The 22,755-nt window shown below is 75.2% G+C and carries 17 protein-coding genes; 9 read left to right on the plus strand and 8 right to left on the minus strand.

Annotation, left to right across the window (positions count from 1 at the left end):
• The first annotated feature begins 447 nt into the window (after positions 1-447).
• Genes ACIQKA_RS05620 through ACIQKA_RS05630 form a run of 3 tightly spaced genes read left to right on the plus strand, consistent with a single transcriptional unit; the run spans position 448 to position 4,512 of the window.
• Positions 448-1,938, plus strand: coding sequence for a sugar porter family MFS transporter (locus ACIQKA_RS05620; RefSeq protein ID WP_402540071.1), 1,491 nt, complete (start codon positions 448-450; stop codon positions 1,936-1,938).
• On the plus strand, positions 1,935-3,365 hold the full coding sequence (gene zwf, locus ACIQKA_RS05625) for a glucose-6-phosphate dehydrogenase (RefSeq protein WP_383159496.1): 1,431 nt from the start codon (positions 1,935-1,937) through the stop codon (positions 3,363-3,365). The genes ACIQKA_RS05620 and zwf overlap by 4 nt, the downstream gene beginning before the upstream one ends.
• A gap of 52 nt (positions 3,366-3,417) precedes the next feature.
• Complete coding sequence (locus ACIQKA_RS05630) at positions 3,418-4,512, plus strand: FUSC family protein (protein ID WP_383434035.1); 1,095 nt, start codon at positions 3,418-3,420, stop codon at positions 4,510-4,512.
• Positions 4,513-4,653: 141 nt separating this feature from the next.
• Here ACIQKA_RS05630 and ACIQKA_RS05635 read toward each other — a convergent pair whose 3' ends face one another.
• Complete coding sequence (locus ACIQKA_RS05635; protein ID WP_402540073.1) at positions 4,654-7,044, minus strand: SpoIIE family protein phosphatase; 2,391 nt, start codon at positions 7,042-7,044, stop codon at positions 4,654-4,656.
• Between the two features lie 525 nt (positions 7,045-7,569).
• Here ACIQKA_RS05635 and ACIQKA_RS05640 point away from each other — a divergent pair.
• Positions 7,570-8,442 carry a maleylpyruvate isomerase N-terminal domain-containing protein gene (locus ACIQKA_RS05640; protein ID WP_402540075.1) on the plus strand — a complete coding sequence of 291 codons (873 nt, stop codon included), beginning with the start codon at positions 7,570-7,572 and terminating at the stop codon, positions 8,440-8,442.
• Positions 8,443-8,526: 84 nt separating this feature from the next.
• On the opposite strand, the gene ACIQKA_RS05645 is transcribed toward ACIQKA_RS05640, so the two are convergent.
• Positions 8,527-9,006, minus strand: coding sequence for a diadenosine tetraphosphate hydrolase (locus tag ACIQKA_RS05645; RefSeq protein ID WP_402540077.1), 480 nt, complete (start codon positions 9,004-9,006; stop codon positions 8,527-8,529).
• Positions 9,007-9,016: 10 nt separating this feature from the next.
• Positions 9,017-9,646, minus strand: coding sequence for a VanZ family protein (locus ACIQKA_RS05650; protein ID WP_402540078.1), 630 nt, complete (start codon positions 9,644-9,646; stop codon positions 9,017-9,019).
• A 222-nt stretch (positions 9,647-9,868) separates the two neighbouring features.
• Here ACIQKA_RS05650 and ACIQKA_RS05655 point away from each other — a divergent pair, with 222 nt between their 5' ends.
• Complete coding sequence (locus ACIQKA_RS05655; protein WP_383159510.1) at positions 9,869-10,549, plus strand: DUF4230 domain-containing protein; 681 nt, start codon at positions 9,869-9,871, stop codon at positions 10,547-10,549.
• Between the two features lie 315 nt (positions 10,550-10,864).
• The gene (locus ACIQKA_RS05660) at positions 10,865-11,962 is read left to right on the plus strand and encodes a glutamate--cysteine ligase (protein WP_402540080.1); all 1,098 of its coding nucleotides are present in this window, start codon (positions 10,865-10,867) and stop codon (positions 11,960-11,962) included.
• Between the two features lie 80 nt (positions 11,963-12,042).
• On the opposite strand, the gene ACIQKA_RS05665 is transcribed toward ACIQKA_RS05660, so the two are convergent.
• From ACIQKA_RS05665 to ACIQKA_RS05675, 3 genes are all read right to left on the minus strand, one after another.
• Positions 12,043-12,309 carry a DUF4235 domain-containing protein gene (locus ACIQKA_RS05665; RefSeq protein ID WP_053642726.1) on the minus strand — a complete coding sequence of 89 codons (267 nt, stop codon included), beginning with the start codon at positions 12,307-12,309 and terminating at the stop codon, positions 12,043-12,045.
• A 68-nt stretch (positions 12,310-12,377) separates the two neighbouring features.
• The gene (locus tag ACIQKA_RS05670; protein WP_402540083.1) at positions 12,378-13,172 is read right to left on the minus strand and encodes a hypothetical protein; all 795 of its coding nucleotides are present in this window, start codon (positions 13,170-13,172) and stop codon (positions 12,378-12,380) included.
• Positions 13,169-17,533, minus strand: a complete 4,365-nt coding sequence (locus ACIQKA_RS05675) for an SNF2-related protein (RefSeq protein WP_402540084.1) — start codon at positions 17,531-17,533, stop codon at positions 13,169-13,171. Before ACIQKA_RS05675 ends, ACIQKA_RS05670 begins: the two co-directional genes overlap by 4 nt.
• A gap of 491 nt (positions 17,534-18,024) precedes the next feature.
• Between ACIQKA_RS05675 and ACIQKA_RS05680 the strand changes: the two genes are divergently transcribed.
• Positions 18,025-18,615 (plus strand): lytic polysaccharide monooxygenase, encoded by a 591-nt coding sequence (locus ACIQKA_RS05680; protein WP_383153504.1) that lies wholly within the window; start codon positions 18,025-18,027, stop codon positions 18,613-18,615.
• A 79-nt stretch (positions 18,616-18,694) separates the two neighbouring features.
• Here ACIQKA_RS05680 and ACIQKA_RS05685 read toward each other — a convergent pair whose 3' ends face one another.
• Positions 18,695-19,930: an FAD-dependent oxidoreductase gene (locus tag ACIQKA_RS05685; protein ID WP_383153506.1), complete on the minus strand. Its 1,236-nt coding sequence runs from the start codon at positions 19,928-19,930 to the stop codon at positions 18,695-18,697.
• Positions 19,931-20,201: 271 nt separating this feature from the next.
• Here ACIQKA_RS05685 and ACIQKA_RS05690 point away from each other — a divergent pair, with 271 nt between their 5' ends.
• Together ACIQKA_RS05690 and ACIQKA_RS05695 are read left to right on the plus strand one after the other, a co-directional pair.
• Positions 20,202-21,323, plus strand: a complete 1,122-nt coding sequence (locus ACIQKA_RS05690) for a serine/threonine-protein kinase (RefSeq protein ID WP_383429958.1) — start codon at positions 20,202-20,204, stop codon at positions 21,321-21,323.
• Positions 21,324-21,417: 94 nt separating this feature from the next.
• A complete protein-coding gene (locus ACIQKA_RS05695) occupies positions 21,418-21,768 on the plus strand; it encodes a PRC-barrel domain containing protein (protein ID WP_383153510.1) in 351 nt (116 codons plus the stop codon).
• Here the strand turns inward: ACIQKA_RS05695 and ACIQKA_RS05700 are convergent.
• Positions 21,737-22,708 carry an oxygenase MpaB family protein gene (locus ACIQKA_RS05700; protein ID WP_391095106.1) on the minus strand — a complete coding sequence of 324 codons (972 nt, stop codon included), beginning with the start codon at positions 22,706-22,708 and terminating at the stop codon, positions 21,737-21,739. The two genes, ACIQKA_RS05695 and ACIQKA_RS05700, sit on opposite strands and share 32 nt — an antisense overlap.
• Positions 22,709-22,755: the final 47 nt, after the last annotated feature.

Below are 22,755 nucleotides of genomic sequence, written 5' to 3' on the forward strand. Positions count from 1 at the left end.
CGGTCCGGTTCGGGCACTCCTCGTGGAACTCTCCGGCGAAGACGCTCCCCGTCGAGCGCGAACACCGGGTGCTCGCCGAACGCGTCCGGCTCGCCCGTGGCGAGGACCCGGCGGGAGTCGGAGCCGCCGGCCAGGACCCCGCCCCCGCGTCGTGGTCCGGCACCGGCCGCCCCGGATCGGTACGGACGCGATGACCCGGTCGGTCGGCGGAACGCCGTGCTCGGCGGAGGGGATTCCCATGAGGCCGACCGTCCTGTTCGCGCGTGCCGCCGGTCGGTGCCGGGTCGGCACCGGCCCACGGCCTCCCACCGCCACCCGACGCGCCTTCCCCGTCACCCGGTTGCCCGCACAGATGTCGTCACCGCCGCGGTGCGGTGACGATGATCGCAAAGGCCACCGAGGAGACGTGCGTCGCGAAGGCACGCGTACGGGAGACGAGGGCGTCGCATGGTCCAGGGATTTTCCAGAGAACCGGGGACCCACGGTCCGCTCACCGAGGTCGCGCCGGAGGGCATACGGAGGATCACCCTCTGGGCCGCCGCGATCGCGCTGGGCGGCTTCCTGTTCGGCTTCGACACCGGCGTCGTCTCCGGCGCGCTGCTCTACATCAAGGAGGACTTCGACCTCGACTCCTTCGAACAGGGCAGCGTGGTCAGCGTCCTGCTCATCGGCGCCGTGGCCGGCGCCACCTCGGCGGGCCGCCTCGCCGACCGGCTCGGCAGGCGCAAGGCCCTGAGCCTCATCGGCGTCGTGTTCGTCGTCGGCACCGCGATCGCCGCCCTGGCGAACGGCTACCTCACCCTCATGGCGGGCCGGATCGTCCTCGGCCTCTCCGTCGGCGCCGCCTCCGCCACGGTGCCGGTCTACCTCTCGGAGATCTCGCCGACGAGGATCCGCGGCCGGCTGCTCACCATGAACCAGCTCATGATCACGATCGGCATCCTCGTCGCGTACCTCGTCAACCTCGCCTTCGCGAGCAGCGAGGCCTGGCGGGCGATGTTCGCCGTCGGCGCGATCCCCGCCCTCCTCATGATCGCCGCCACGCTGTGGCTGCTGCCCGAGTCGCCGCAGTGGCTGATCGCCCACGGGCAGGCGGACGTGGCGCGCCGGGGGATCGCCGGGCTGACCGACGGGCCGACGGCGGACGAGCTGATCCGGCGGGCCCGGCAGCGCATGGACGAGGACCGCGAGAAGCAGAAGCGGAACGAGGCGGCGGGCGGCCGGGGGACCCGGCGACTGCTGGCCCCCGACGTGCGCCCGGCCCTGATCGTCGGACTCACCCTCGCCGCCGTCCAGCAGTTCGGCGGCATCAACACGATCATCTACTACGCGCCGACCATCATCCAGCAGACCGGACTCGACGCCTCGAACGCCATCCTCTACTCGGTCTTCATCGGCCTGATCAACCTCGTCATGACACTGGTGGCGATCAAGCTGGTGGACCGGGTGGGACGACGGCCCATGGTCCTCGTCTCGCTCGGCCTGATGGCGGTCTCGATCTTCATGCTGGGACTCGCGTTCGTCGTGGGCATGAACTCGGAACTGACCCTGATGTTCATGGTGATCTACATCGCCGCCTTCGCGGGCGGTCTCGGGCCCGTCTTCTGGACGCTGATCGGGGAGATCTTCCCGCCGTCCGTCCGGGCCGAGGGGTCGAGCCTCTCCACCGCCGTCAACTGGGTGTCCAACTTCGTCGTCAGCCTCGCCTTCCTGCCCCTGGCCAACCTCATCGGCCAGGGCGAGACCTTCTGGATCTTCGCGGGGATCTGCCTGTTCGCGTTCCTCTTCGTCAGCCGCTACCTGCCCGAGACCCGCGGCCGCGACGCCGGGCAGATCGAAGAGGCCCTCGACGCCCGCTTCAAGCACGAGCCGGACCGCCGGGACCGCCCCGGCGGCCCCGACGAGGCGGCATCCCCGCAGAAAGGACGCCCGCGATGAGCGACACCCTCCTCGGCCCCGACGACCTGGAGACGGCCGACGCCCTCGTCCTCTTCGGCATCACCGGCGACCTCGCCAAGAAGATGCTGCTGCCCGCCCTCTACCGGCTCACCGAGGACGACCGGCTCACCGTCCCCGTCATCGGCGTGGCCGCCGGCGACTGGGACGACGAGGCGCTCCGCCGGCACGCCCGGGAGGCGGTCGCCGCCGCCGTCCCGGACCTCGACGAGGAGGTCTTCGCCCGGCTCGCGGCGAACCTGTCCATCGTCACCGGGGACTTCACCGACAAGGCCACCTTCGAACGGCTCCGCGAGGCCGTCGCCGGGCACGGCTTCGTCGCCCACTACCTGGCGATCCCGCCGTCCCTGTTCACCACCGTCGCCCGCGCCCTCGCCGACGCCGGCCTCAACCGCGACGCCCGCCTGGTGGTCGAGAAGCCGTTCGGGCACGACCTGGAGTCCGCGCGCACGCTCCAGGAGGAGCTGAACGCCTGCTTCGACGACCACCACCTGCTGCGGGTCGACCACTTCCTCGGCAACAGCGCCGTGGAGAGCCTGATGGTCGCCCGCTTCGCCAACACCCTCCTCGCCCCGATCTGGCACCGCTCCTACGTCGACAACGTCCAGATCACCCTCGCCGAGGACTTCGACGTCGCCGACCGCGGCTCCTTCTACGACGCCGTCGGCTGCCTGCGCGACGTCGTCCAGAACCACCTGCTCCAGGTCCTCGCCTTCCTCGCGATGGACCCGCCCAGCGTCTCCAACGCCCGCGCCCAGGGCCTGGAGAAGTGGCGGGTCCTGCACGCCGCCCGCACGATGGAGCCCGCCGCCACCGTACGCGGCCAGTACGAGGGCTACCTCGACGTCGAGGGCGTCGAGCCGGACTCCACCACCGAGACGTACTTCGCCACCCGTCTGTTCATCGACAACTGGCGCTGGGCCGGCGTCCCCTTCTACCTGCGCAGCGGCAAGGCGCTGGCCGTCACCGCCACCGAGGTGATCGTCCAGCTCCGCACCCCGCCCCTCGAACTCTTCGGCGGCGACGCGTCGGAGACCCCGCCCAACCTCATCCGCTTCCGCATCGACGGCGACACCGGCATCCGGGCCGACCTGATGCTCCGCAAGCCCGAGGAGGACGTGGAACGCCCGGTGACCGTGCCCATCGGCGTCGACTTCGCCAAGGTCCTCGGGCGGCAGGAACTGCCGTACGAGAACATCCTCAGGGGCGCCGTCGTCGGCGACCCCGAGGCCTTCGCCTTCTTCCCCACGATCCTGGAGTGCTGGCGGATCGTCGGGCCCGTCCTCGACCCCGCCGAGCCGCCCCTGCCGTACGCCCCCGGCACCTGGGGCCCGGAGGCGGCCGACCGGCTCCCCGACCTGAAGCACTGGCACCAGCCGGGACGGCGCCTCTTCGAGGACGTCGACTGACGGACCGGAGTCCCGCCGGGGCGTCCGGCGGGAGACGGGCGGAAAGGGGACGATGGCCAAGCTCCGCAGGCGCGTGGAGGACAACCTGTGGCCGGTGGTCCAGCAGGCCGTGGCCGCGGCCCTGTCCTGGTGGATCGCGGACGACCTCATCGACCACCACGTCCCCCTGTTCGCCCCGATCGCCACGCTCGTCGCCCTCAACACCCCCCTGGGCGGGCGCGGCACCAACACCGTGCGGGTCCTCGTCGGCGTCATCAGCGGCGTCGTCGTCGGACAGCTCGCCTTCACCCTCCTCGGCCACGGCGCCGTCACCGTCGGCGTGGCCGTGCTGTGCGCGCTCCTCGTCGCACTCGTCCTCGACGGCCGGCGCATCACCATGGCCCAGGCGGCCGTCGGCGCCGTCATCTGTGTCGCCGCCGGACAGCAGGCCGGCGTCGACCGCGTTCTGGACGCCCTCATCGGCGGCGCCGTCGCCCTGGTCTTCAGCCAGCTCCTCTTCCCCGTGCACCCCCTCGCCCTGCTGCGGAAGGCCGAGTCCACCACCCTGTCCGGCCTGGCCGACGCCCTCGGCCTCACGGCGCGCGAGATGGACGCCGGCGACGAGGAACGGACCTCCCGCACCTGGGACGAAGTGCGCACGGTCTACACGCTGCTCGACGAGCTGGGCCAGGCGCGCACCGACAGCGCCGCCGTCGCCGGCCGCACCCTCCACCGGCGCGGAGGCAGGGAGCACCTCACCCGGGAGACGGTCACCGCGCTGCACCTGGACCTGCTCGGCAACAGCTGCTTCACCCTCGTCCGCCGCGCCCTCGCCCTGGACACCCGGCACCGCCAGGAGTTCGCCCCCACGCTGCGGGCCCTGTCGGGCGCCCTGGACGCGCTCGCGGCGGCGCCCGGCAGCCGCGCGGTGCGCCGGCACGCGACCCGCCGGGTCCTCGACGCCGTCCGGGACGCCCCGGACGCCGGACTCACCCCCACGGTCACCGTGTGGGAGAGCGTGCGACTGGTCGCCCGGGACGTGCTGGTCTTCGCGGGCGTCGACGACGACACGGCCGAACGGGCCGTCCACGAGGGCGCCGTCGAGGTCCCCGTACCGGACCCGCCGCAGCAGCGCCGGCTCCTGCCAGCGCGCCGGCGCCGCCCGTGACCGCGGGGCGGCCGTCCGCGTCCGCCGCGAGGCCGACGGGCCGGTGCGGAGCGCCGCCGGCCTCCCGCGACGTGCGGGTCCGGGAGGGAACGGCCCCCGACGGAAGGCCGGTCGGCGCGGCGCCGCCACCACGTGGTTCCGCTACCGCGCCGCGTCGGCCCCGTCCGGGATCTCCTGCTCCGCCCAGATCGTCTTGCCGTGCCGCGTGTAGCGGCAGCCCCACCGGGTGGTGAGCTGGGCGACCAGGTACAGGCCGCGGCCGCCCTCGTCGGTGAGCAGGGCCCGGCGCATGCGGGGCTGGGTGGCACTCGGGTCGGACACCTCGCAGACCAGCCGCCCCGCCCGGATCAGCCGCACCTCCACCGGGCCGCCGGCGTAGCGGATCGCGTTGGTGACCAGCTCGCTCAGGACGAGTTCGGTGGTGAAGGCCAGCTCCGCGAGCCCCCAGTCGTCCAGCTGCCGGGTCGCGGCCCCGCGCACCTCGGCCACGGCGGCCGGATCGGCGTCCACCGGCCAGACGACGTGGTCGTACGACGGCACCGCGCGGGTACGGGCGAGCAGCAGGGTGATGTCGTCGGTGAGGTGGTGCGCGGGGCGGCCGGCGACGATCTCGCGCCCGAGCCTCCGCAGCGGGGTGTCGAACACGCCCGGCTCCGCGAGACGGCGGGCGAGGTCGGCCATGCCCTCGTCGACGTCGCGCTCGCGGCTCTCGATCAGGCCGTCGGTGTAGAGGGCGAGGATGCTCCCCGGCTCCACGTCGACCTCGGCGATCTCGAAGGGCAGCCCGCTCACGCCCAGCGGAGGCCCCGGGTTCACGGGGACGAACGCGACGCTCCCGTCCGGAGCCGCCACGGCCGGCGGCGGGTGCCCGGCGGAGGCCATCGCGAGCCGTCGGGACACCGGGTCGTAGATCGCGTACAGACAGGTGGCGCCGATCGGGTCGGTCCGGGGCCGGGCGGGCCCCGTCGCGTCGTCGGACTCGTCGCTCCCGTCGGTCTCCACGCCGAGCTGGGAGACCAGGTCGTCGAGGTGCACGAGCAGTTCGTCCGGCTCCAGGTCGAGGTCGGCGAGGGTCCGCACGGCGGTCCGCAGCCGCCCCATCATCGCCGTGGCCGAGAGCCCGTGGCCGACGACGTCGCCGGCGACCAGGGCGACCCGGGCGGACGAGAGCGGGATGACGTCGAACCAGTCCCCGCCGACGCCGGTCCCGGTGTCGGCGGGCAGATAGACCCCGGCGGTGGTCACGGCGACGTTCTCCGTCTCCGAGGGCGGCAGCAGACTCCGCTGGAGCCCCACCGACGCGCGGTGCTCGCGGGTGTAGCGGCGGGCGTTGTCCAGGGCGAGCGCGGCGTGGCCGGCGATCTCGTGCAGCAGGTGCAGGTCGGCCGCCTCGTACGGCGGTTTCCCGGCGTCCCGGTGGACGGTCATGCGCCCGAGGACGCTGCCCCGGGCGCGCAGCGCGACGGTCATCGAGGTGAGCGGGTCGGCCGGCGCCGCGGGGGCGTCGGGCCTGGCCAGGACGACGTGGTCGAGGGGGGACTCCGCCGTCCTGCGCCCGGCCACGGCGGTCCGGCGCAGCGGCATGCTGCCGTCCGGGCCCGGGGTGGGCTCCTCGCCGGTGAACACCTCCTCCGCGATCTCCACCACGGCGAGGTCGCCCACCGCGGGCACCAGCGCCGCCGCCAGGTCCTCGGCGGTGCCGACGACCGACAGCGAGCCGCCGACGGCCGCGGTCACGCGGTGCAGCACGGACAGGCGCTCGCTGGTGCGGCGCAGCTCGGTGACGTCGGTGAACAGCGCGGTCACCCCGAACACCTGCCCGTCGGGCGCCTGCAGCCGGAACGCCGAGATGGCCATCACCGCCCCGCCCCCGGGCTCCTGGAGGGTGCGGACCGTCTGCTCCGCCCGCACGAGCGGCAGCCCCGTCCGCAGCACCTCGTGCAGCTGCCGCTCGACGGCCGCCGCGTCCTCCGCGTACAGGAAGTCCATGAGCCGCCGCCCCCGCAGGTCCGGCGCGAGACCGGTGTACGGCAGGAGGTGGGTGTTGGTCCTGACCAGCCGCAGGTCCAGGTCGAAGACGGCCAGGCCGAGCCGGTCCTGGAGGAACAGCTCCGTGGTGAACGCCTGGTCCTGCCGCCACCGGGCCGCCGTCCCCTCCGGGGCCGCGAGGACGAAGTACCGGGACGCGCCGGCGGACGCGCCGGCGTCCGCCAGCGGCAGGACCTGGAAGTCGACCCTCAGCTCCTCGCCGGCGCCCGTGAGCGTCACGGCCACACCGGACCAGGCCTCCGGCCACTGGTCGGGCGACGGCACGCGCCGGGTGTCCGGGTCCTTGAGCAGGTCGCCGATGTGCAGCCCGCAGGCCCGGTCGGCGGACAGGGAGAGCAGTTCCTCCGCCGCGCGCGTCCACCCGATGATCCGGCCCCCGGGGTCGAGCAGCGCCCCTGCGGCCTCACCGGCGAAGGGCAGCCCCCGGTACTCCGGTGCGAAGGGCGGGATCTCGTCGTCCACCTCGTGCTCTGCCTCCCTCACACGACACGGCACCCCCGCGCGGGCTCACCTTGAGCGTTTCCTCCATGTCACACCGGGCCCCTCGCTGCACGGGGCCGGACCTCCATCATCCCCCCGCGTGCCCCGCCCGCCAGTCGGCCGGGACCGCCCCGGCCGCGGCCCGCGCCGGTGCGGCGCCGCGCGGACCCGGCCCCCCGGCCCGGGGGGCACCGCACCACCGGCGGGGCCACCACTGGGCCGAAAGGGCGGCTCCGGGGCGTGCCCGGCGGGCGGCGGGGACCGTGATCCGCCGATCCGCCGATCCGCCGATCCGCCGATCCGCCCGTCTGCCGATCCACCGGTTCGCCGATCCACCGGTCCGCCGGACACGCCCCAGTCGTCGCCTCCGCCTCCGTCGTCGCTCCCGCCGGAGTCGCCGCCATCGCCGCCGTCCGAGGGGCGCGTGGCCGGTGGTCGGGCCGGAGGCGGGATCGGTGGTGCGCGAGGGCTGTCGCAACCGTGCTACTCGCCGGTAATGTGCGGCTCCGTCCGACTTGGGGGAGTGGTATGGACACCGTCACGACGTTCGATCCCGTCACCGAGCACGAGAGGACCCGCACCGCGCTCGCCGCCGCGGTCCCGCGCCTGGTCGCGCTGCTGCGCGCCGTGCCCGACCCGGACGCGGGCTCGGGCGTCCCCGAGTGGACGGTCGGCGACGTCGGCACGCACCTGGCGGCCGTGTACCTCGCGTACACCTCCCTCGTCTCGCCCGACGAGGCGGTGGAGTGGGGCGACGTCCTGCGGTCCGGCGGGGGGACGCCCGGCGGGGGCACGTTCGTCGAGCGGATCACGGCCATGAACGCGCGGTCCGTGACCCTGTTCGGTGGCGAGGACCGCGCGAAGCTGCCCGACTTCGTCGCCGAGCGGGGCGAGACGTTCCTGCGCGTCACCGAGGGGCTCGCCCCGGACACCCCCGTCTCCGCGCCCTGGTACGGGGAGGTGCCCTTCACCCTGGCGACGGTGACCGGCCTGCTGCTCGGCGAGACCCTCGTCCACGGCCTGGACGTCGCGCGCGGCGCCCGCCTCCCGTGGCCGATCGGCGACGACGAGGCCCGCCTCGTCCTGGGCCAGTCGATGCCGACGATGATGGCGGCCGCCCTGGATCCGGTCAGGGCGCGGGGCGTGCGCATCGCGTTCGACCTCGCCGTCAGGGGCGGCCCACGCCTCGCGGTGGTCGTCGACGACGGGACCGTGACGGTGACCCGCGACGCCCCGCCGCGCGCCTACGACTGCCGGATCGTCGCGTCGTCGGCCGCCTTCCTCCTGGTCTCCTTCCGGCGCACGCCGGTCTGGAAGGCGGTCGCGACCGGCCGGATGCGGGCCGGCGGCCGCAGGCCGTGGCTGGCGGTGCGGCTCGGACAGCTCGTCGCCGCCCCCTGAACCCGCCGGTCGGGCCGCCGCCCGTAGCCGGTTCCCGGCCCCGGCCGTCGGGCCGTCGCTCCGACCGGTCCCCGACTCCGCCCGTCAGGCCGCCGCCCGCAGCCGGTCCAGCTCGTCGCCGATCGTCTTCCGCAGCAGGTCGTGCCGCGGGCCGAGCCGGAATCGCTCGTCGCTCCACCGGTCGGGCGGGTACAGCCACACCGGCCCGCCCACGAGGTCGGCCGGTTCCCACGCGAACCGCGGCCACACATGGGCGTGCAGGAACGGATCGGTGTTCCCCAGGATCTCCAGGTTCACCCGGCGGAAGGCCGGATCCAGACGCCGGCAGGCCCGCTCGACGGCCTCGCCGAGCAGGTCCGTCCCGTCGAGGAACGCCCGCCGCTTCGCCCTCGGCAGCTCGGACAGCCGCTCCACGCCCGGCTCGTCCACGAGGAGCACGGAGTAGCCCGGCAGGAACTGCACGTCGCCGATCGCCGCGAAGGCCGCGTCGAGGCGCCGCAGCACCGTGGGGTTCTCGCCGCGCAGCGCGGCCCCGATCCGGTCCTTCCGCCAGTCGTCCGTCATGCCCGCGAACCTACCGGTCGGCGGCCAGGGCCTGTTCGGTGCCCTTCCGTCCGACGGTGCGCCGCTGCCACCAGCGGCGCCGGACGCGGGGGTGCACCGCGCGGCCCAGGCGCCGGCCGATGAGCAGGTAGCCGAGCAGCGCGCCGGTGGTGTTGAGCATGACGTCGTCGATGTCGAAGGCGCGCCCCGTGATGAGGGCGCCCTGCACCAGCTCGACGAGCAGCATCGTCGCCACCGTGAGCAGGGCCACGCGCACCAGACCGCGGGTCCGGCGCGACAGCAGCGGCAGCAGGACGCCGAACGGCACGCCCAGCAGGACGTTGCCGCCGAGCTGCTTCACCGTCTCCAGGAACGCCGGCTGCTCCAGGTACGCGCGGATGGAACTGCCCGGCGTCAGATTGCTGTGGGTCAGGGGCACGGACGCCGGCGACGCGTTCAGGGTGAGTTTCGCCAGGACGATCGCGAACGCCACCATCCCCACGAGACCGACCAGCGCCACCAGCACCCGGACCGCCCGGCCCGGCCCCCGCCGCTCCTCCGCCCCACGGGGCGGCTCGGGAGGCGCGGGAGGTGCGGCGGGCACCGGGCCGCCCTTCTCCACCGTTCCGTCCGCGCTCCGTTCCCGTCTCCACGTCCTCATGTTCCGCCCCCATCGTCAGGCCTCTCCGAGGGGTTGCGGCTACCCGGGAAGCGGCGCCGCAACCCCTGCGCGCCGGGTCGGCGCGACAACGGCCGGAGCCGCTCCCCACGCCTCCGCGCATCGGGCGTGACGACACCGGCCACAGCCGCCCCGTACACCCCAACGCCCCCTGAACCGGGCCGGGTTCCGCATGGGCGGAGACGCAGCGGGCACGAGACGCGCATGGAACACGACACGGAGAGCAGACCCTCGCGCGAGCCCCGGCGGTCCGGACGGGCCGCCCGCGGGTGGCCCCTCGCGGCCGCCCTCCTCGCCCTGATCCTGGTGCTGGTCCTGCTGGGCCGGTTCTTCCAGCCGCCGGGCCTGGGCGACCTGTTCGGGAGCGAGACCAAGGACCGCTCCGGCCCCGCCGTCCTGAAGTCGATCCAGGACATGAACCGCCACGAGGGGGCCGTCGGCACCTATCAGGTCGTGGTCGACCTGGAGAAGGACGCCCGGTTCCTGCCCGACGCGATCCGCGGCACCCGCACGCTGTACGTCGCCAGCGGCAGCGTCGGCGCCCACGTCGACTTCTCGGGCCTCGCCAAGGACGCCGTCGCCGTCGACGAGGAGCGCACCACCGCCACCCTCCGCCTGCCGCACGCCCGGCTCGACCGGCCGTACCTCGACCCCGAGCGGTCCTACACGGTCTCCAAGCAGCGGGGACTCCTCGACCGGCTCGGCGACCTCTTCTCCGACAACCCGGCGGGCGAGCAGGCCGTCAACGTCCTGGCCGCCCAGCGCATCGGCGAAGCGGCGAAGGAGAGCGACCTCACCACCCGGTCGGAACGCAACACCACCGCCATGCTCCAGGGCCTCCTGCGCGCCCTCGGCTTCGAGAAGGTCACCGTCACCTACGGCTGAGCCGGTGCTCCCGGCCCGCGCCGGGGCCCCGGGCGTCGGTCCGGCGTCCGGCCGGTCCACCCGCCGGGCGCGTCCGGCGTGGACGCGCGCCTCGGGGCCGGCGCGGCGGTCGTCCCCCCCGGCCCGGAGGCGGGCGCCCCCGACTCGGTTCCGTACCGGCGGAGTTGAAAACTCCTGCTGAGAGGGGTGGCGCGAAGTGCGTCACGGACGCGGAAGCGGGCATACGCGGGAGAAAGTTCTTCGTCCCGTCCCGTTCGCCGCCCCTTACGGCGGCGGCCGGCGGCGCGGGGCGTCCACAGACGTAGGGGAGAGTCGATGCGCACGGTAGGAGTCGAGGAAGAGCTGATGCTCGTCAACGCCAGGACGGGCGAGCCGTTCGCCGTGTCGTCGGCGGTCCTGGCGTCGGCGGCCATGGGCGGCGACGAGGCGGGGGAGGTCTTCGAGAAGGAGCTGCACCAGGAGCAGCTGGAGTTCTCCACCCAGCCGCTGACGGACATGGCGGAGATGCGGAAGGAGATCGTGCGCTGGCGGGGCGAGGCGCTGCGGTACGCCCGGGAGTCCGACGCGGTCGTCGCGGCCCTCGCCACCTCGCCCGTCCCCGTCGAGCCGTCCCGCCACCGGGGCGAGAGGTACCGGTGGATGGCCGAGCAGTTCGCCCTCACCACCAAGGAGCAGCTCACCTGTGGCTGCCACGTCCACGTGGCCGTGGAGTCCGACGAGGAGGGCGTCGCCGTCCTCGACCGGATCCGGCCCTGGCTCTACCTCCTGAACGCGCTCAGCGCGAACTCCCCGTTCTGGCAGGGGGAGGACAGCGGGTACAGCAGCTACCGCAGCCGGGTCTGGAACCGCTGGCCGTCGGCCGGCCCGTACGAGCTCTTCGGCACCCCGGCCGTGTACCACCAGCAGGTCGAGGCCATGGTGGAGACCGGCGTCCTGAAGGACCCCGGCATGATCTACTTCGACGCCCGCCTCTCGGCGAACTACCCGACCGTGGAGATCCGGGTCGCCGACGTCTGCCTGGAGCCGGACACCACCGTGCTCGTCGCGACCCTCGCCCGGGGCCTGGTGGAGACCGCCGCCCGCGCCTGGCGGAACGGCGAGCCCCCGGCCCCCCTCTCCGCCGGCCTCCTGCGCCTCGCCTCCTGGCGCGCCGCCCGGTCCGGGCTCGGGGGGCCGCTCCTCCACCCCCTCACCCTGCGGGAGACCCCCTCCGAGGAGGTGTTCGAAGCCCTCCTCTCCCACGTGGAGGAGGCCCTGGCCGACACCGGCGACCTCGACGAGGCCCGGAAGGGAATCGTCGCGCACCTGGCCCGGGGCGGCGGGGCGGACCGCCAGCGCGCCCTGCGCGACGAGGGCATGGACCTCCACGAGGTCGTGAAGGCCTGCGCCCGGATCACGACCGCCGGCGACTGAAGGCGACCCGCAACGGCCGGAGCGCCGCCCCCCGTGGAGGAGGGGCGGCGCTCCGGCCGTTGCGGGCGGGCGGTACGGGCTCAGGCGGGCCAGGTGCCCGTCACCCGGCGCACCGCCGTGGCCCCGCCCCGGTCGACGGCGGCCTTCACCAGGGCGAAGATCGCGCCGTGCAGCGCCGCGGCGATCAGGACCTCGCCCCAGCCCCGGTGCTCGTCGGTGGCGTCGGGAGTGTCGTCGTCGTGTCCCAGGATCTGCCACGTCTTCTTGAACGCGGCTCCCGCGAGCACGCCGGTTCCGGCGCTCACCGCGAGGGAGAGCGGCTTGAACACGAGACGTGACGGCTTCATGGTGTTTGTTCCTTTCCTCCGGTCACTGGCCCGGCTACCCCGGCGGCCGACCCGCATGCGCCCCGTGATCAGCGGTGCCGCCGCAGGGCGAGGCGGGCGGCCTTGTACGCGCGGGCCGGGTCCCGGTGCGGCCCCGCGACCGGCTGCCGGGCGCCGTGCCGGTCGGCGTACGGGTACCAGCGCCCGTCCGGACCGTGGCGCAGCTCCACCCCGGCGGACGGGTCGACGAGCCGGTCGGGGCCCAGCTCGACGGGGGTGCCGGGGAAGGGGCGCAGCGGCCGGACCGCGGCTTCCGCCCCGGAGAGCACGGCCGGGTCGGCGGGCCGGGGAGAGAGGAAGGCGGCGGCGCCGTGCGGACCGCCGTGGTGGTAGGCGGCGGTCAGCCGCCGCATCCCGAGGGGCGTGAGGCCGAGGTGGGCGGCCGCGGTCTCCAGATGGGCGCCTCCGCTGCCGACGGTGAAGCGGACGACGTCGGCGACGGTGTCGTGGGTCTCGGGGACGTGGCCCTGGAGGAGCGCGGCGGCGCGCCGGGCGGCGTCCCGGACGAGCGCGCGCAGGACGGCGAGGTCCGGCAGCGGGGCGGGCGGTTCGGCGGTGACCGCGTCGAGGACCGGCGCGGTGCCGTGCAGGTCGAGCGGCGGGAGCGGGGGCAGGGGCCCGGTCCGCACGCCCCGGGCGGGGAGGAGGGGCGGGCCCGCGGTCGTGTCTTCCGTGCCCGTGGGCGGAGGGGGGACGGCTCCGGCCGCTCGCGGCGCGGGGAGCGTCCGGTCGTCCGTCGCGGCGCCGCTCCCCGGCTTCCCGGCGGAGAGGGGCGTACGGGAGGAGGGCTCGGCGGCGCGCCGAGCGGGCGGGATCGTGGTCATGCGGGCGCCCCCAGGCGGACGAGCTCGGCGAGTTCACGGTCGGTGAGGCGGGCGAACCCGGTGCCGCCGGAGGCCAGGACCGTGTTCTGCAGGGTGCGTTTGTGGGCGAGGAGCCGGTCGATCCGGTCCTCGATCGTGCCCCGGGTGACGAGCCGGTGGACGGTGACGGTCCGCCGCTGGCCGATCCGGTGGGCGCGGTCGGACGCCTGGTCCTCGACCGCCGCGTTCCAGCTGCGGTCGAAGTGGACGACGTGGCTGGCCCGGGTCAGGTTGAGTCCGGTGCCGCCGGCCTTGAGGGAGAGGACGAGCAGGGGCGCCCCGCCGCTCTGGAAGGCGTCGACGAGCTCCTGCCGCCGCCCGGCGTCCAGACCGCCGTGCAGGAACAGCGGGCGGTGGCCCAGATGCGCGAGGTGCTCCTCCAGGAGCCGGCCCATGGCGACGTAACTGGTGAAGACGAGGGCGGCCTCGCCGCGCCGGGCGATCGTCCCGGTGAGTTCGGCGAGCGCCTCCAGCTTGGCCGACCGCCGGCCGAACGTCCGTACGTGCGCGGCACCGGGATGTGCCTCGCGGAGGTAGTGGGCGGGGTGGTTGGTGATCTGCTTGAGCGCGGTGATCAGCTTCAGGACCAGGCCGGAGCGGGTGGCGGCGGACGAGCCGGCGATCCGGTCCATCGTCTCCCGGACGACGGCCTCGTACAGGGCGACCTGCTCGGGGGTGAGCTCGACGATCCTCCGCGTCTCGACCTTGGCGGGCAGCTCCGGCGCGATGCCGGGGTCGCTCTTGGTGCGGCGCAGGACGAACGGTGCGACGAGGCGGGCGAGGGCGCGGGCGGCGGGGCCGTCGGGTTCGCGTTCGGCGGCGGTCGCGTAGCGGGACCGGAACGCCTTCAGGGTGCCGAACAGGCCCGGGTTGGTCCAGTCGATCAGCGACCACAGCTCGGAGAGGTTGTTCTCCACGGGGGTGCCGGTCAGGGCGAGCCGGGTCGTGGAGGTGAGCGAGCGCAGGGCCCCGGCGGTCGCCGAGGCGTGGTTCTTGGTGTGCTGCGCCTCGTCCGCGACCACCAGGTCCCAGGCGACGGCCGCGAGTTCCGGGTCCCGGCGCAGGACGCCGTAGGTGGTGAGGACGACCGTGCGCCCGCCGACGGGGACGAGGCTCCGGCCGGCGCCGTGGTAGCGGACCACGTCGAGGTGGGGGGCGAACCGGCCGATCTCCCGCTGCCAGTTGGTGACCAGGGAGGACGGGCACACCACCAGGACGGGGCCGGTGTGCCCGGTCTCGTGGCGGTGCAGGACGTAGGAGATCGCGGTGAGGGTCTTCCCGAGGCCCATGTCGTCGGCGAGGACGGCCCCGAACCCGGCGCGGCCGGTGTGGGCGAGCCACGCCAGGGCGCGTTCCTGGTAGCCGCGCGGCACGGCCCTCAGCCGGGCCGGAACGGGGACGGGGGAGACGTGCTCGCCCCGGCGCAGCGTGGCGACGACACCGGCCAGGTCGCCGGCCGCCCGGCAGGCGACCTGGCGGCCGTCGACGCCGACGGTGCCGGTGAGCGCGGCGGTGAGCGCGTCGATCCCGGTCAGCCGGCCGATCTCCCGGCGCCGGGCGCGGGCGCGCACGGCGGGGTCGAGCAGGACCCACCGGCCGCGCACCCTCACCAGGGGCCGGGCGGCCTCGGCGAGCGCGTCCATCTCGGCCTCGTCGAGGCTGTCGTCACCGAGCGCGACCTGCCACCGGAAGTCCAGCAGGGCCTGGAGGCCGAACCGCGGGGCCCCGGAGCCCCCGGCGTCCGTCGCGGTGCCGACGACCGCGTACGAGGAGAGTCCCCGGCGCAGGCCGTCCGGCCAGCGCAGCCGCATTCCGGCGGCGGCCAGTTCCTCCTCCGCCCGGAGGAGCCGCGTGATCCCCGCCGCGTCCACCGTGAACGCCCCGGGCCGCGCGGCCAGGCCCGACAGGCCGGGGCACAGCCGCTCCAGCCGCTCCAGCCGGCGCCCGACCCGCTCGCGCGACCGGTTCCGGTCGACACCGCGCAGGAAGGCGCGTCCCGACCACAGCAGATGGGCCGCGACCTCGTCCTCCGCCCCTTGGCCGGACGGCCCGGAGCGGAGCAGGAGACGGCCCGTCAGGCGTCCCTCCCGGGCCTCCTGTTCGGAAGGGTCCAGCATCTCCAGGACCAGGCCGGGCGGCGGACCGTCGTCCGCCCGGTCCTCGACCGCGTCCAGCCACGGCCGCACCGCCCCGGCCTCCACGGGCGGAACACGGCCTCCGGCGGGACCCGTGAACGGACCGGAGCCGAACATGACCGCCGCGGGCGTGCGCACCAGGCCGTCGGCCACGGCGTCCAGGAAGACGAGGACCGCTTCCCGCGCCGACCGGGCCGGCCCGTCGGCGGTGACGGCGTGGGCGTGGGGCGACATGTGGCGCGCCAGCTCGTCCACGGCCTGTAAGGCGGCGTCCGGAAGGGGGCCGACCCGCCACCGGCCGATCCCGTCCGGGCCGAGCGCCGGACGGACGAGTCCGGCGGCCACGAGGCGCACGCCCAGGCGGGCCGCCTGCTCCCACTCCACGGCGGTGGGGTGCCACGCGGCGAACCGGGACCGCCCGAGCAGGAACGGCACGGCTTCGGCGAGGGGCAGCCGCCAACCGGCCACCGGCACGGGCCCGTCGGCCGTCGGCACGACGAGCCGGCGGACGGTCGCGGCGAGCGGGGCGGGCAGCGGCACCCCGGGCATCGGCGCGCCGTCGGCCCGGTACACCAGCATCCCGGCCACCGGCTCGTCGCCGGACGGCGGCACGAGCGAGAGCGCGCATCCGGCCGCGAGCGCCTCACCGATCACGGCCGCGGCCGACAGCACTTCCCCCGGGGCCCCCGGAATCCCCGGCGGCTCCGCAGTTCCCGGCGGTCCCGGCGTCCTCGGTGCTTCCGGAGTTCCCGGCGGTCCCGGCGTCCCCGGTGCTTCCGAATTCCCCGGTACCGCGGGCGTTTCCGCTGCTCCCGGGGGCGCGGGGGCCGCTTCCGCGCGGGGCGCGGGCAGGACGACCGCCGGACGTGCGGGCCGGGGCCTCGGGATCACGACGGGGACGGAGGGAGGCGGCACCGGGGACGGCGCCGGAGGGGCGGACCGTCCCGGCCGCGAGGCGGTCCGGGCGTCCAGACGGGCCAGCTCGTCGAGGAGCGCCGCGGCCGCCTCCCGGCGCGCGTCCCCCTTCGCACGCGCCGTGCCCGTGGCCCGTACCGTCGTGCCCGTCGCCACGTGCTCGCACGTGTAGGTGAAGGCGATGCTCCTGGGCCGGGAGACGACCGTCGGCTCGGGCCTCGTGATCACCTCCAACTGGGTGTACTTGTTCAGGTACTTCACCGGATCCCCGCCTTCCGGCACCGGCTGGATCCGGGGCGGGGCCTTCCGCGGCTTCTCCACGACGAGGTCCCGCGGCTCGGGCAGCCCGCACAGCAGGGCGAGGAGGGCGACCGCGGCGGCGTGCAGGGACGTGCGCCGGTCGCCGGAGACCCGCTCGGGGCCCGTGCGGATCCGGCCGTCGGCCTCCTTCCAGCTCCACGCCGAGGCGAAGCCGCCGGAGCGCTCCACCGACGCGTGGCGGAGTTCGGCACGGCACGCCTCGGCCCGCCACTGCAACAGGGTCGCCGCCGAGGGCGGCATCCGCGCGGTCTGTTCGAGGGCGAGCAGCCGGACCTCGCGCCACCCGGGGGCCGCCGTGCCGAAGAGCAGCCGCAGGGCGTCGCGGTGCCGCAGGCGCGAGGCGCCCGCCCGCCGCACGAGCTCGGCGCGGAGCTCCCCGCCCGGTTCCTCCGCGCTTTCGAGGCGCATGCCCAGGAGGGGTTCGAACCGCTCCGCCGCCATGCCCGGCGGCCGAAGCCGCTCCGTTCCGACGCCGGCCAGGACCCGGAGCACGGCGTCGGCCGCCGCCCGGCGGGCCCGCTCCGGCGAAGGGGCCGTCCGGGCCGGGCCGTTCACGACCGCGTCGGCCGGACCGATCCGCACCTCCGCCCGGTGGAGGGTCCCGCCGTCCGGCAGCGGCTCGGCGGACTCCGTGTAGGTCGGCGGCGCCCAGGCCTCCCGCTGCGCGTGCAGGACCAGCACGTGCTGCGCGGCCTCCGGACGGGAGCCCAGGGCCGCGAGCGCGCGCCTGCGGGCGGGGAGCCAGCCGGGGTGGTCGTCCGTCACGAGCAGCAGGAACCGGAGGTCCCGGGGGGACAGCCCGTCCGCGAGCGCCAGCTCCTCCGCCTCGGCCGCGAGGCGCGGGTCGAAGCCGCCGGACGCGACGACGTCCCGCGCCCGTTCGTGCCACGACGCCCCGACCTCGATCCCGGCCCCTACCTCGACCTCGGCCGTCTGAGACTGCGTACCCAACAAGAGGCTCCCTGTACGAAGAGTGACGCGATGAACACGTACAGGATAGGAAGCCCCGCCCCTCCGCCCGCCCCGATGCGCCGTCAGAAAAGCGCCAACCTCGCGCCCGGGCGCCGTACCGTTCGGCTCGTTCGGCTCGTCCGGCGAGGTGTCGTCGGAGGAACGGCGCCGTCCCCTGGGCGAGTGCGTCGAACAGGGCGAGCGACGACCGGGACGGGTGGAGCCGGTCCGGTGCCCGGTCGTACGGGTGCGGACCGTGCCCGGCGCCCGCTCGCCCACTCGGCGGCGGGGGAGTGGCCCCGGCGTCCGCGCTCCTCATTGGTATGGACATGTTCAAGTGACGGGTCTAGCCTTTCACTTGGTCTAGACCGCATCGGACGCGGATCTTCCGTTTGCTGCCGTTCCCCGACCCGTCCCGGCTTCTCGAACCGGTGGCACACCTGAGGAACGCGTCCGCCCCCACTCGTTTTCCAGGACCACGGGAGTACGTCATGCGCAGGAAGATCTCCTCCTTATTCCTCGGCCTCGGCCTCGTCGGCGGAACCCTGCTCGCCGCCACCGGCAGCGCCCAGGGCCACGGCTACACCGACTCGCCCATCAGCCGCCAGCAGCTCTGCGGCAACGGCACCGTCCGCGGATGCGGGCAGATCCAGTGGGAGCCGCCGAGCGTGGAGGGCCTCAAGGGCTTCCCCGCCCGCGGACCGGTCGACGGCACCATCTGCGCCGGCGGCAACGGCCGCTTCTCCGAGCTGGACGATCCGCGCGGCGGGAACTGGCCCACCACCGCCCTCACCGCCGGCCAGAACCACACCTTCGTCTGGCGGATCACCGCACGCCACGCCACCACCGACTTCCGCTACTACGTCACCAAGGACGGCTGGGACCCGACCAAGCCGCTGACCAGGGCCGACCTGGACCCGCAGCCGTTCCTCACGGTGCCCTTCGGCGGGCAGCGACCCGGTGCCACGGTCACCCACGCGGGCGTCCTGCCCCAGAAGAGCGGCCGTCACCTCATCCTCGGCGTCTGGACCGTCGCCGACACCGGCAACGCCTTCTACGCCTGCTCCGACGTGCGGTTCTGACGCGGGGCCCCGACGGACGCGGGCCGGGGGAGCGCGGTGCCGTGGCGCTCCCCCGCCCGACGGCAGCGGAGGAACGCGGTCACAGGTCGGCCAGGACCTCCCGGGCCGTACGGGAGCCCGATGCCAGGGCGCCCTGGACCGACCCCGTCGCCCGGTGGTCGCCGCACACGTACCGGCCGGGCGCGAAACGGCCGGTGCGCGACAGCGGAAGGGGTGGCGGCATGGCCGGGAGGGCGTCGCGCACCACGACGCGGTGCACCGGCTCCCAGGACCCGGCGTCCGTGCCGTACACCTCGGAGAGGGCGGCGAGGACCTCCGCCTCCCGCTCCGGGCCCGGGTCCCCGAGGACGGAGGTCGACACCAGCGCCCGGCCGTCCGGGGAGAACCCCCGGTGCACCTCGGTCAGGACGCAGGTGTTGAGGAAGCGGCGCCGCGCGTCGACCACGAGGGTCGGTTCGGACAGCGGCGAGCGTTCCGCCGCGTGGTAGAAGGTCGTGACGACGCGCCCGTCCGGCACCTCCAGGCCGGGGAGCAGCCCGGCGGCGGCGCGCTGCCCGGTGGCGACCACCACCGCGCGGGCGGCCACCTCGCCGCCGTCGGCCAGGGCCGCGCCCCGGTCGGTCAGCGACGCGACCGGCACCCCGGTCCGCAGCACGCCGGCGGGCAGCCCGGACGCCAACTGCGCGGGTACGGCCCCGATGCCGTCGGCCGGCAGGCACAGGGTGCCGCGCAGCATGGTGCGCCAGACGAGGTGGAAGAAGCGGGCGGAGGTCTCCAGCTCGTCCTCCAGGAACACCCCCGACAGGAACGGCCGGAAGAAGGTCTCCACCAGGTCCGCCGAGACGCCCGCGCCGGCCAGGGCGGTCAGGGTGGTGGCGTCGGGCCGGTTCCGCAGGTGGCGGACCGGCGCCAGGACGTCCCGGGCCGACAGCACGCCCAGGGCGGCCAGGTCCCGGGCCGAGGCGAGCCGGCCGGGCAGCAGGTCCCGGACCTCGCGGGGACGGCGGCTGGGGTCGACGAAGCGGCGGAACCCGTCGTCGGTGTGCACGAGCACGCCCGGCGTGAACGGCCCCAGCCGCAGGGCCCGCAGGTCCAACCGCCTTTTCACCTGCGGATACGAGGTGTTGAACACCTGGAAGCCGCGGTCGACGGTGAAGCCCGCGACCCGGTCGGTGCGCATCCGGCCGCCCACCGCGTCGGAGGCCTCCAGCAGCTCCACCCGGAGCCCGCCCGCGACCAGGTCGGCCGCGCAGGCCAGACCGGCGGCCCCCGCTCCGACGACCACCACGTCGACGCCGTCGTCCCTCTGTCCCATGAACGCCCTCACTCCTCATTCCTCGCCGGACCCCGGACCGCCGTACTCCGGACCACCTGACTTCGGGCCGTCACGCTACGGCGGACGCACGGTCGACCGGGGGAGGGCGCGCCGCTCCTCCGGGTGCCCGGCCCGGCTCCCCTCCCGCCGGATTCCCCGGTCCCGCACGGGGATGCACCGGCGCTCCCAGGGCACGCGTACCCCTGTACCCGCGCACGAGCGGCGTCCACGACCCTAGACAGAAGACGGCAACACAACGCAGGGAGCGTCGATGATGTCCCGTCCATGGTCGGTCCGACCGGACCTCCGGCTCACGGCCCACGCGGTCGCCGGACGGTACCGGCTCGACGGTCTGCTGGGACGCGGAGGCGCGGCCGACGTGTACGAGGCGCTGGACCTGCGGCTGCGGCGACCGGTCGCGGTCAAGGTCTTCCGGCCGGGCGACGACGAACTCCCGACGGGTCATCACCACCTCGACGACGAGGGACGCCTGCTGGCCCAGATGAGGCACCCCGGCCTCGTGACCCTGTACGACTCCGGACAGGAGGAGGGGCGGCCCTACCTCGTGATGCAGCTCGTCAGGGGAACGACGCTGCGCCGCCGCATCGCCGCGTCCCCCCTCACGCCCCACGAGACCGCCCGGACCGGAGCCGCGCTCGCCTCCGCGCTCGCCCACGTGCACGCGGCCGGCGTCGTGCACCGCGACGTCAAGCCGTCGAACGTCCTCCTGGACGGCACGGGCCTCCCCTACCTGACCGACTTCGGGATATCCCGGCTGCTCGACACCGCCACCCGCACCGAGACCGGCCCCCTCGTGGGAACCGCCGCCTACATGGCGCCGGAGCAGGTCCTGGGCAGGGGGGCCGGTCCGGCGGCGGACGTCTACAGCCTCGGTCTGGTGATCCTCGAATCCCTCAAGGGCGAACTGGAGTACGGAGGAGCCCCGTTGGAGTCCGCGGTCGCCAGGCTGCACCGGCCCCCCGTCGTTCCCGCGGGCCTCCCCGCGGACCTCGCCGGGCTGGTGGAGGCCATGACGGACCCGGACGAGAGCGGCCGGCCCGACGCCGACACCTGCTTCCGCGTCCTGGCTGCCATGCCGGGCGGAGACGGCGCCCCGCCCCTCGGCGGACTCGGCGGCCCCGGTGTGCCGGAGGGGGTCCGCGTTCCGCGCGAGGACCGGGGGGCGACGGACACTGCGTCGCGCCCGGCCCCCGCTGCCCACCGCTCCGGCCGGGCCCTCGCCGCCTGTGCGGCGCTGGCCGTGCTCGGCGCGACGCTGACCGGGTCGATCGGGGTTCCGTCCGCGGCGGGGGAGGCACCTCCCGGACCGTCGCACCGGACCACGGCCGAGACCCGGACGCCGGAGACCCCGGAGAGTCCGGCGAACCGGTAGCGGGCCCCGTCGACCGGCGCCGACCGCGCGCCCCGTCGACCCCGCACACCCCGCACGACCTCCACCCCGTACATCTCAGAGAGAGGAAGCAGCCGTGCAGCACGACATATGGACCTTTCCCGGTACCGCGCTCCACGCGATCGACACGGATCTGACCGGTTACGCGGTCGAAGCGACGGACGGCGGGATCGGGAAGATCGACAAGCACTCCGCCGAGGCGGGCCGGTACCACCTGGTCGTGGACACCGGCCCCTGGATCCTGGGCCGGCAGGTCGTGATCCCCGCCGGCGTCGTCACCGCCGTGGACCGGGAGACGGAGACCGTCTTCGTCGGGTGCACCAAGGAGCAGATCGAGAACGCGCCGGAGTTCGTCCCGTCGGCCGCCGACGAGGACGGGCGCAACCGCATGACCTTCACGGACTACTACCTGGCGTTCTTCCGGTAGAACCGGGCCGTGCGCACAGGTCCGGGCCCTGCGCGGGACCGGGTCTTCCGGCGGGGCGGGGTCTTCCGGCGGGGCCGGGCGGCGGCGGGGCCATCGCCCAGCGGATCCCGCCGACCGCCAGCCGCCCGCCCGCCCGCGCTGCCGTCCTCGCGGCCCGGGGGAGCCGCGGAAGCCCCAGCTCCTCCAGGGCCCACGGCGGCAGCAGCTCCACCGCCCCCGCCGCGAGCAGCGCGTACGGCGCGCGGGCCTGCCAGGGGATCGGCGGGTCCACCAGCAGGAAACGGGCGGCCTCCCGGGCCTCGCGGGTGCCGTCGAGCTCGTTCCGGTACGACTCCATCCGCCGCACCAGCTCGGTCAGGTTCCGGGGCGGCCCCTCCACGCCCAGCTCCTCGGCGATCCGCGCCGCGTCGGCCACGTAGCCGTCGCAGCCCGAGCGGGTGAGCGGCGCGGCCCCGTAGCGCAGGTGCGCCCGCAGGAAGCTGTGCACCTCCGCCACGTGCACCCAGCCCAGGAGGTGCGGGTCGGAGGCCCGGTACGCCCGGCCCCCGGGCGTCGTGCCCCGCACCCGCTCGTGGACGGCGCGCACGCGTTCCACCGCGTGCCGGGCGTCGTCGGCCGTGCCGAAGGTCGTGACCGCGAGGAAGGTGCTGGTCCGCTGGAGCCTTCCCCACGGATCGCCCCGGAAGCCCGAATGGGCCGCCACGGCGGCCATGGCCGACGGGTGCAGCGACTGGAGCAGCAGCGCCGTCAGGCCCCCGGCGAACATCGCCGCGTCCCCGTGGACCGTCCGGATCGGCCGGTCGGGACCGAACCACCGGGGTCCGGGCGTTCCGTGGATGCGGGCGCGCGTCTCCTCCCCCGAGGGGCCGGCGACGCGCCGGAAGAGCTCGCTCCCGAGCCGTTCCCTCAGGCCGTCCGCGGAAGGGGGCGACCATCGCACAGGACCAGTATGCGCTTGTCGCGGCGAAGGGCTCCGGGCCCCGAACC

The organism is Streptomyces sp. NPDC092045 (assembly GCF_044756005.1).
Classification (GTDB): Bacteria; Actinomycetota; Actinomycetes; order Streptomycetales; family Streptomycetaceae; genus Streptomyces.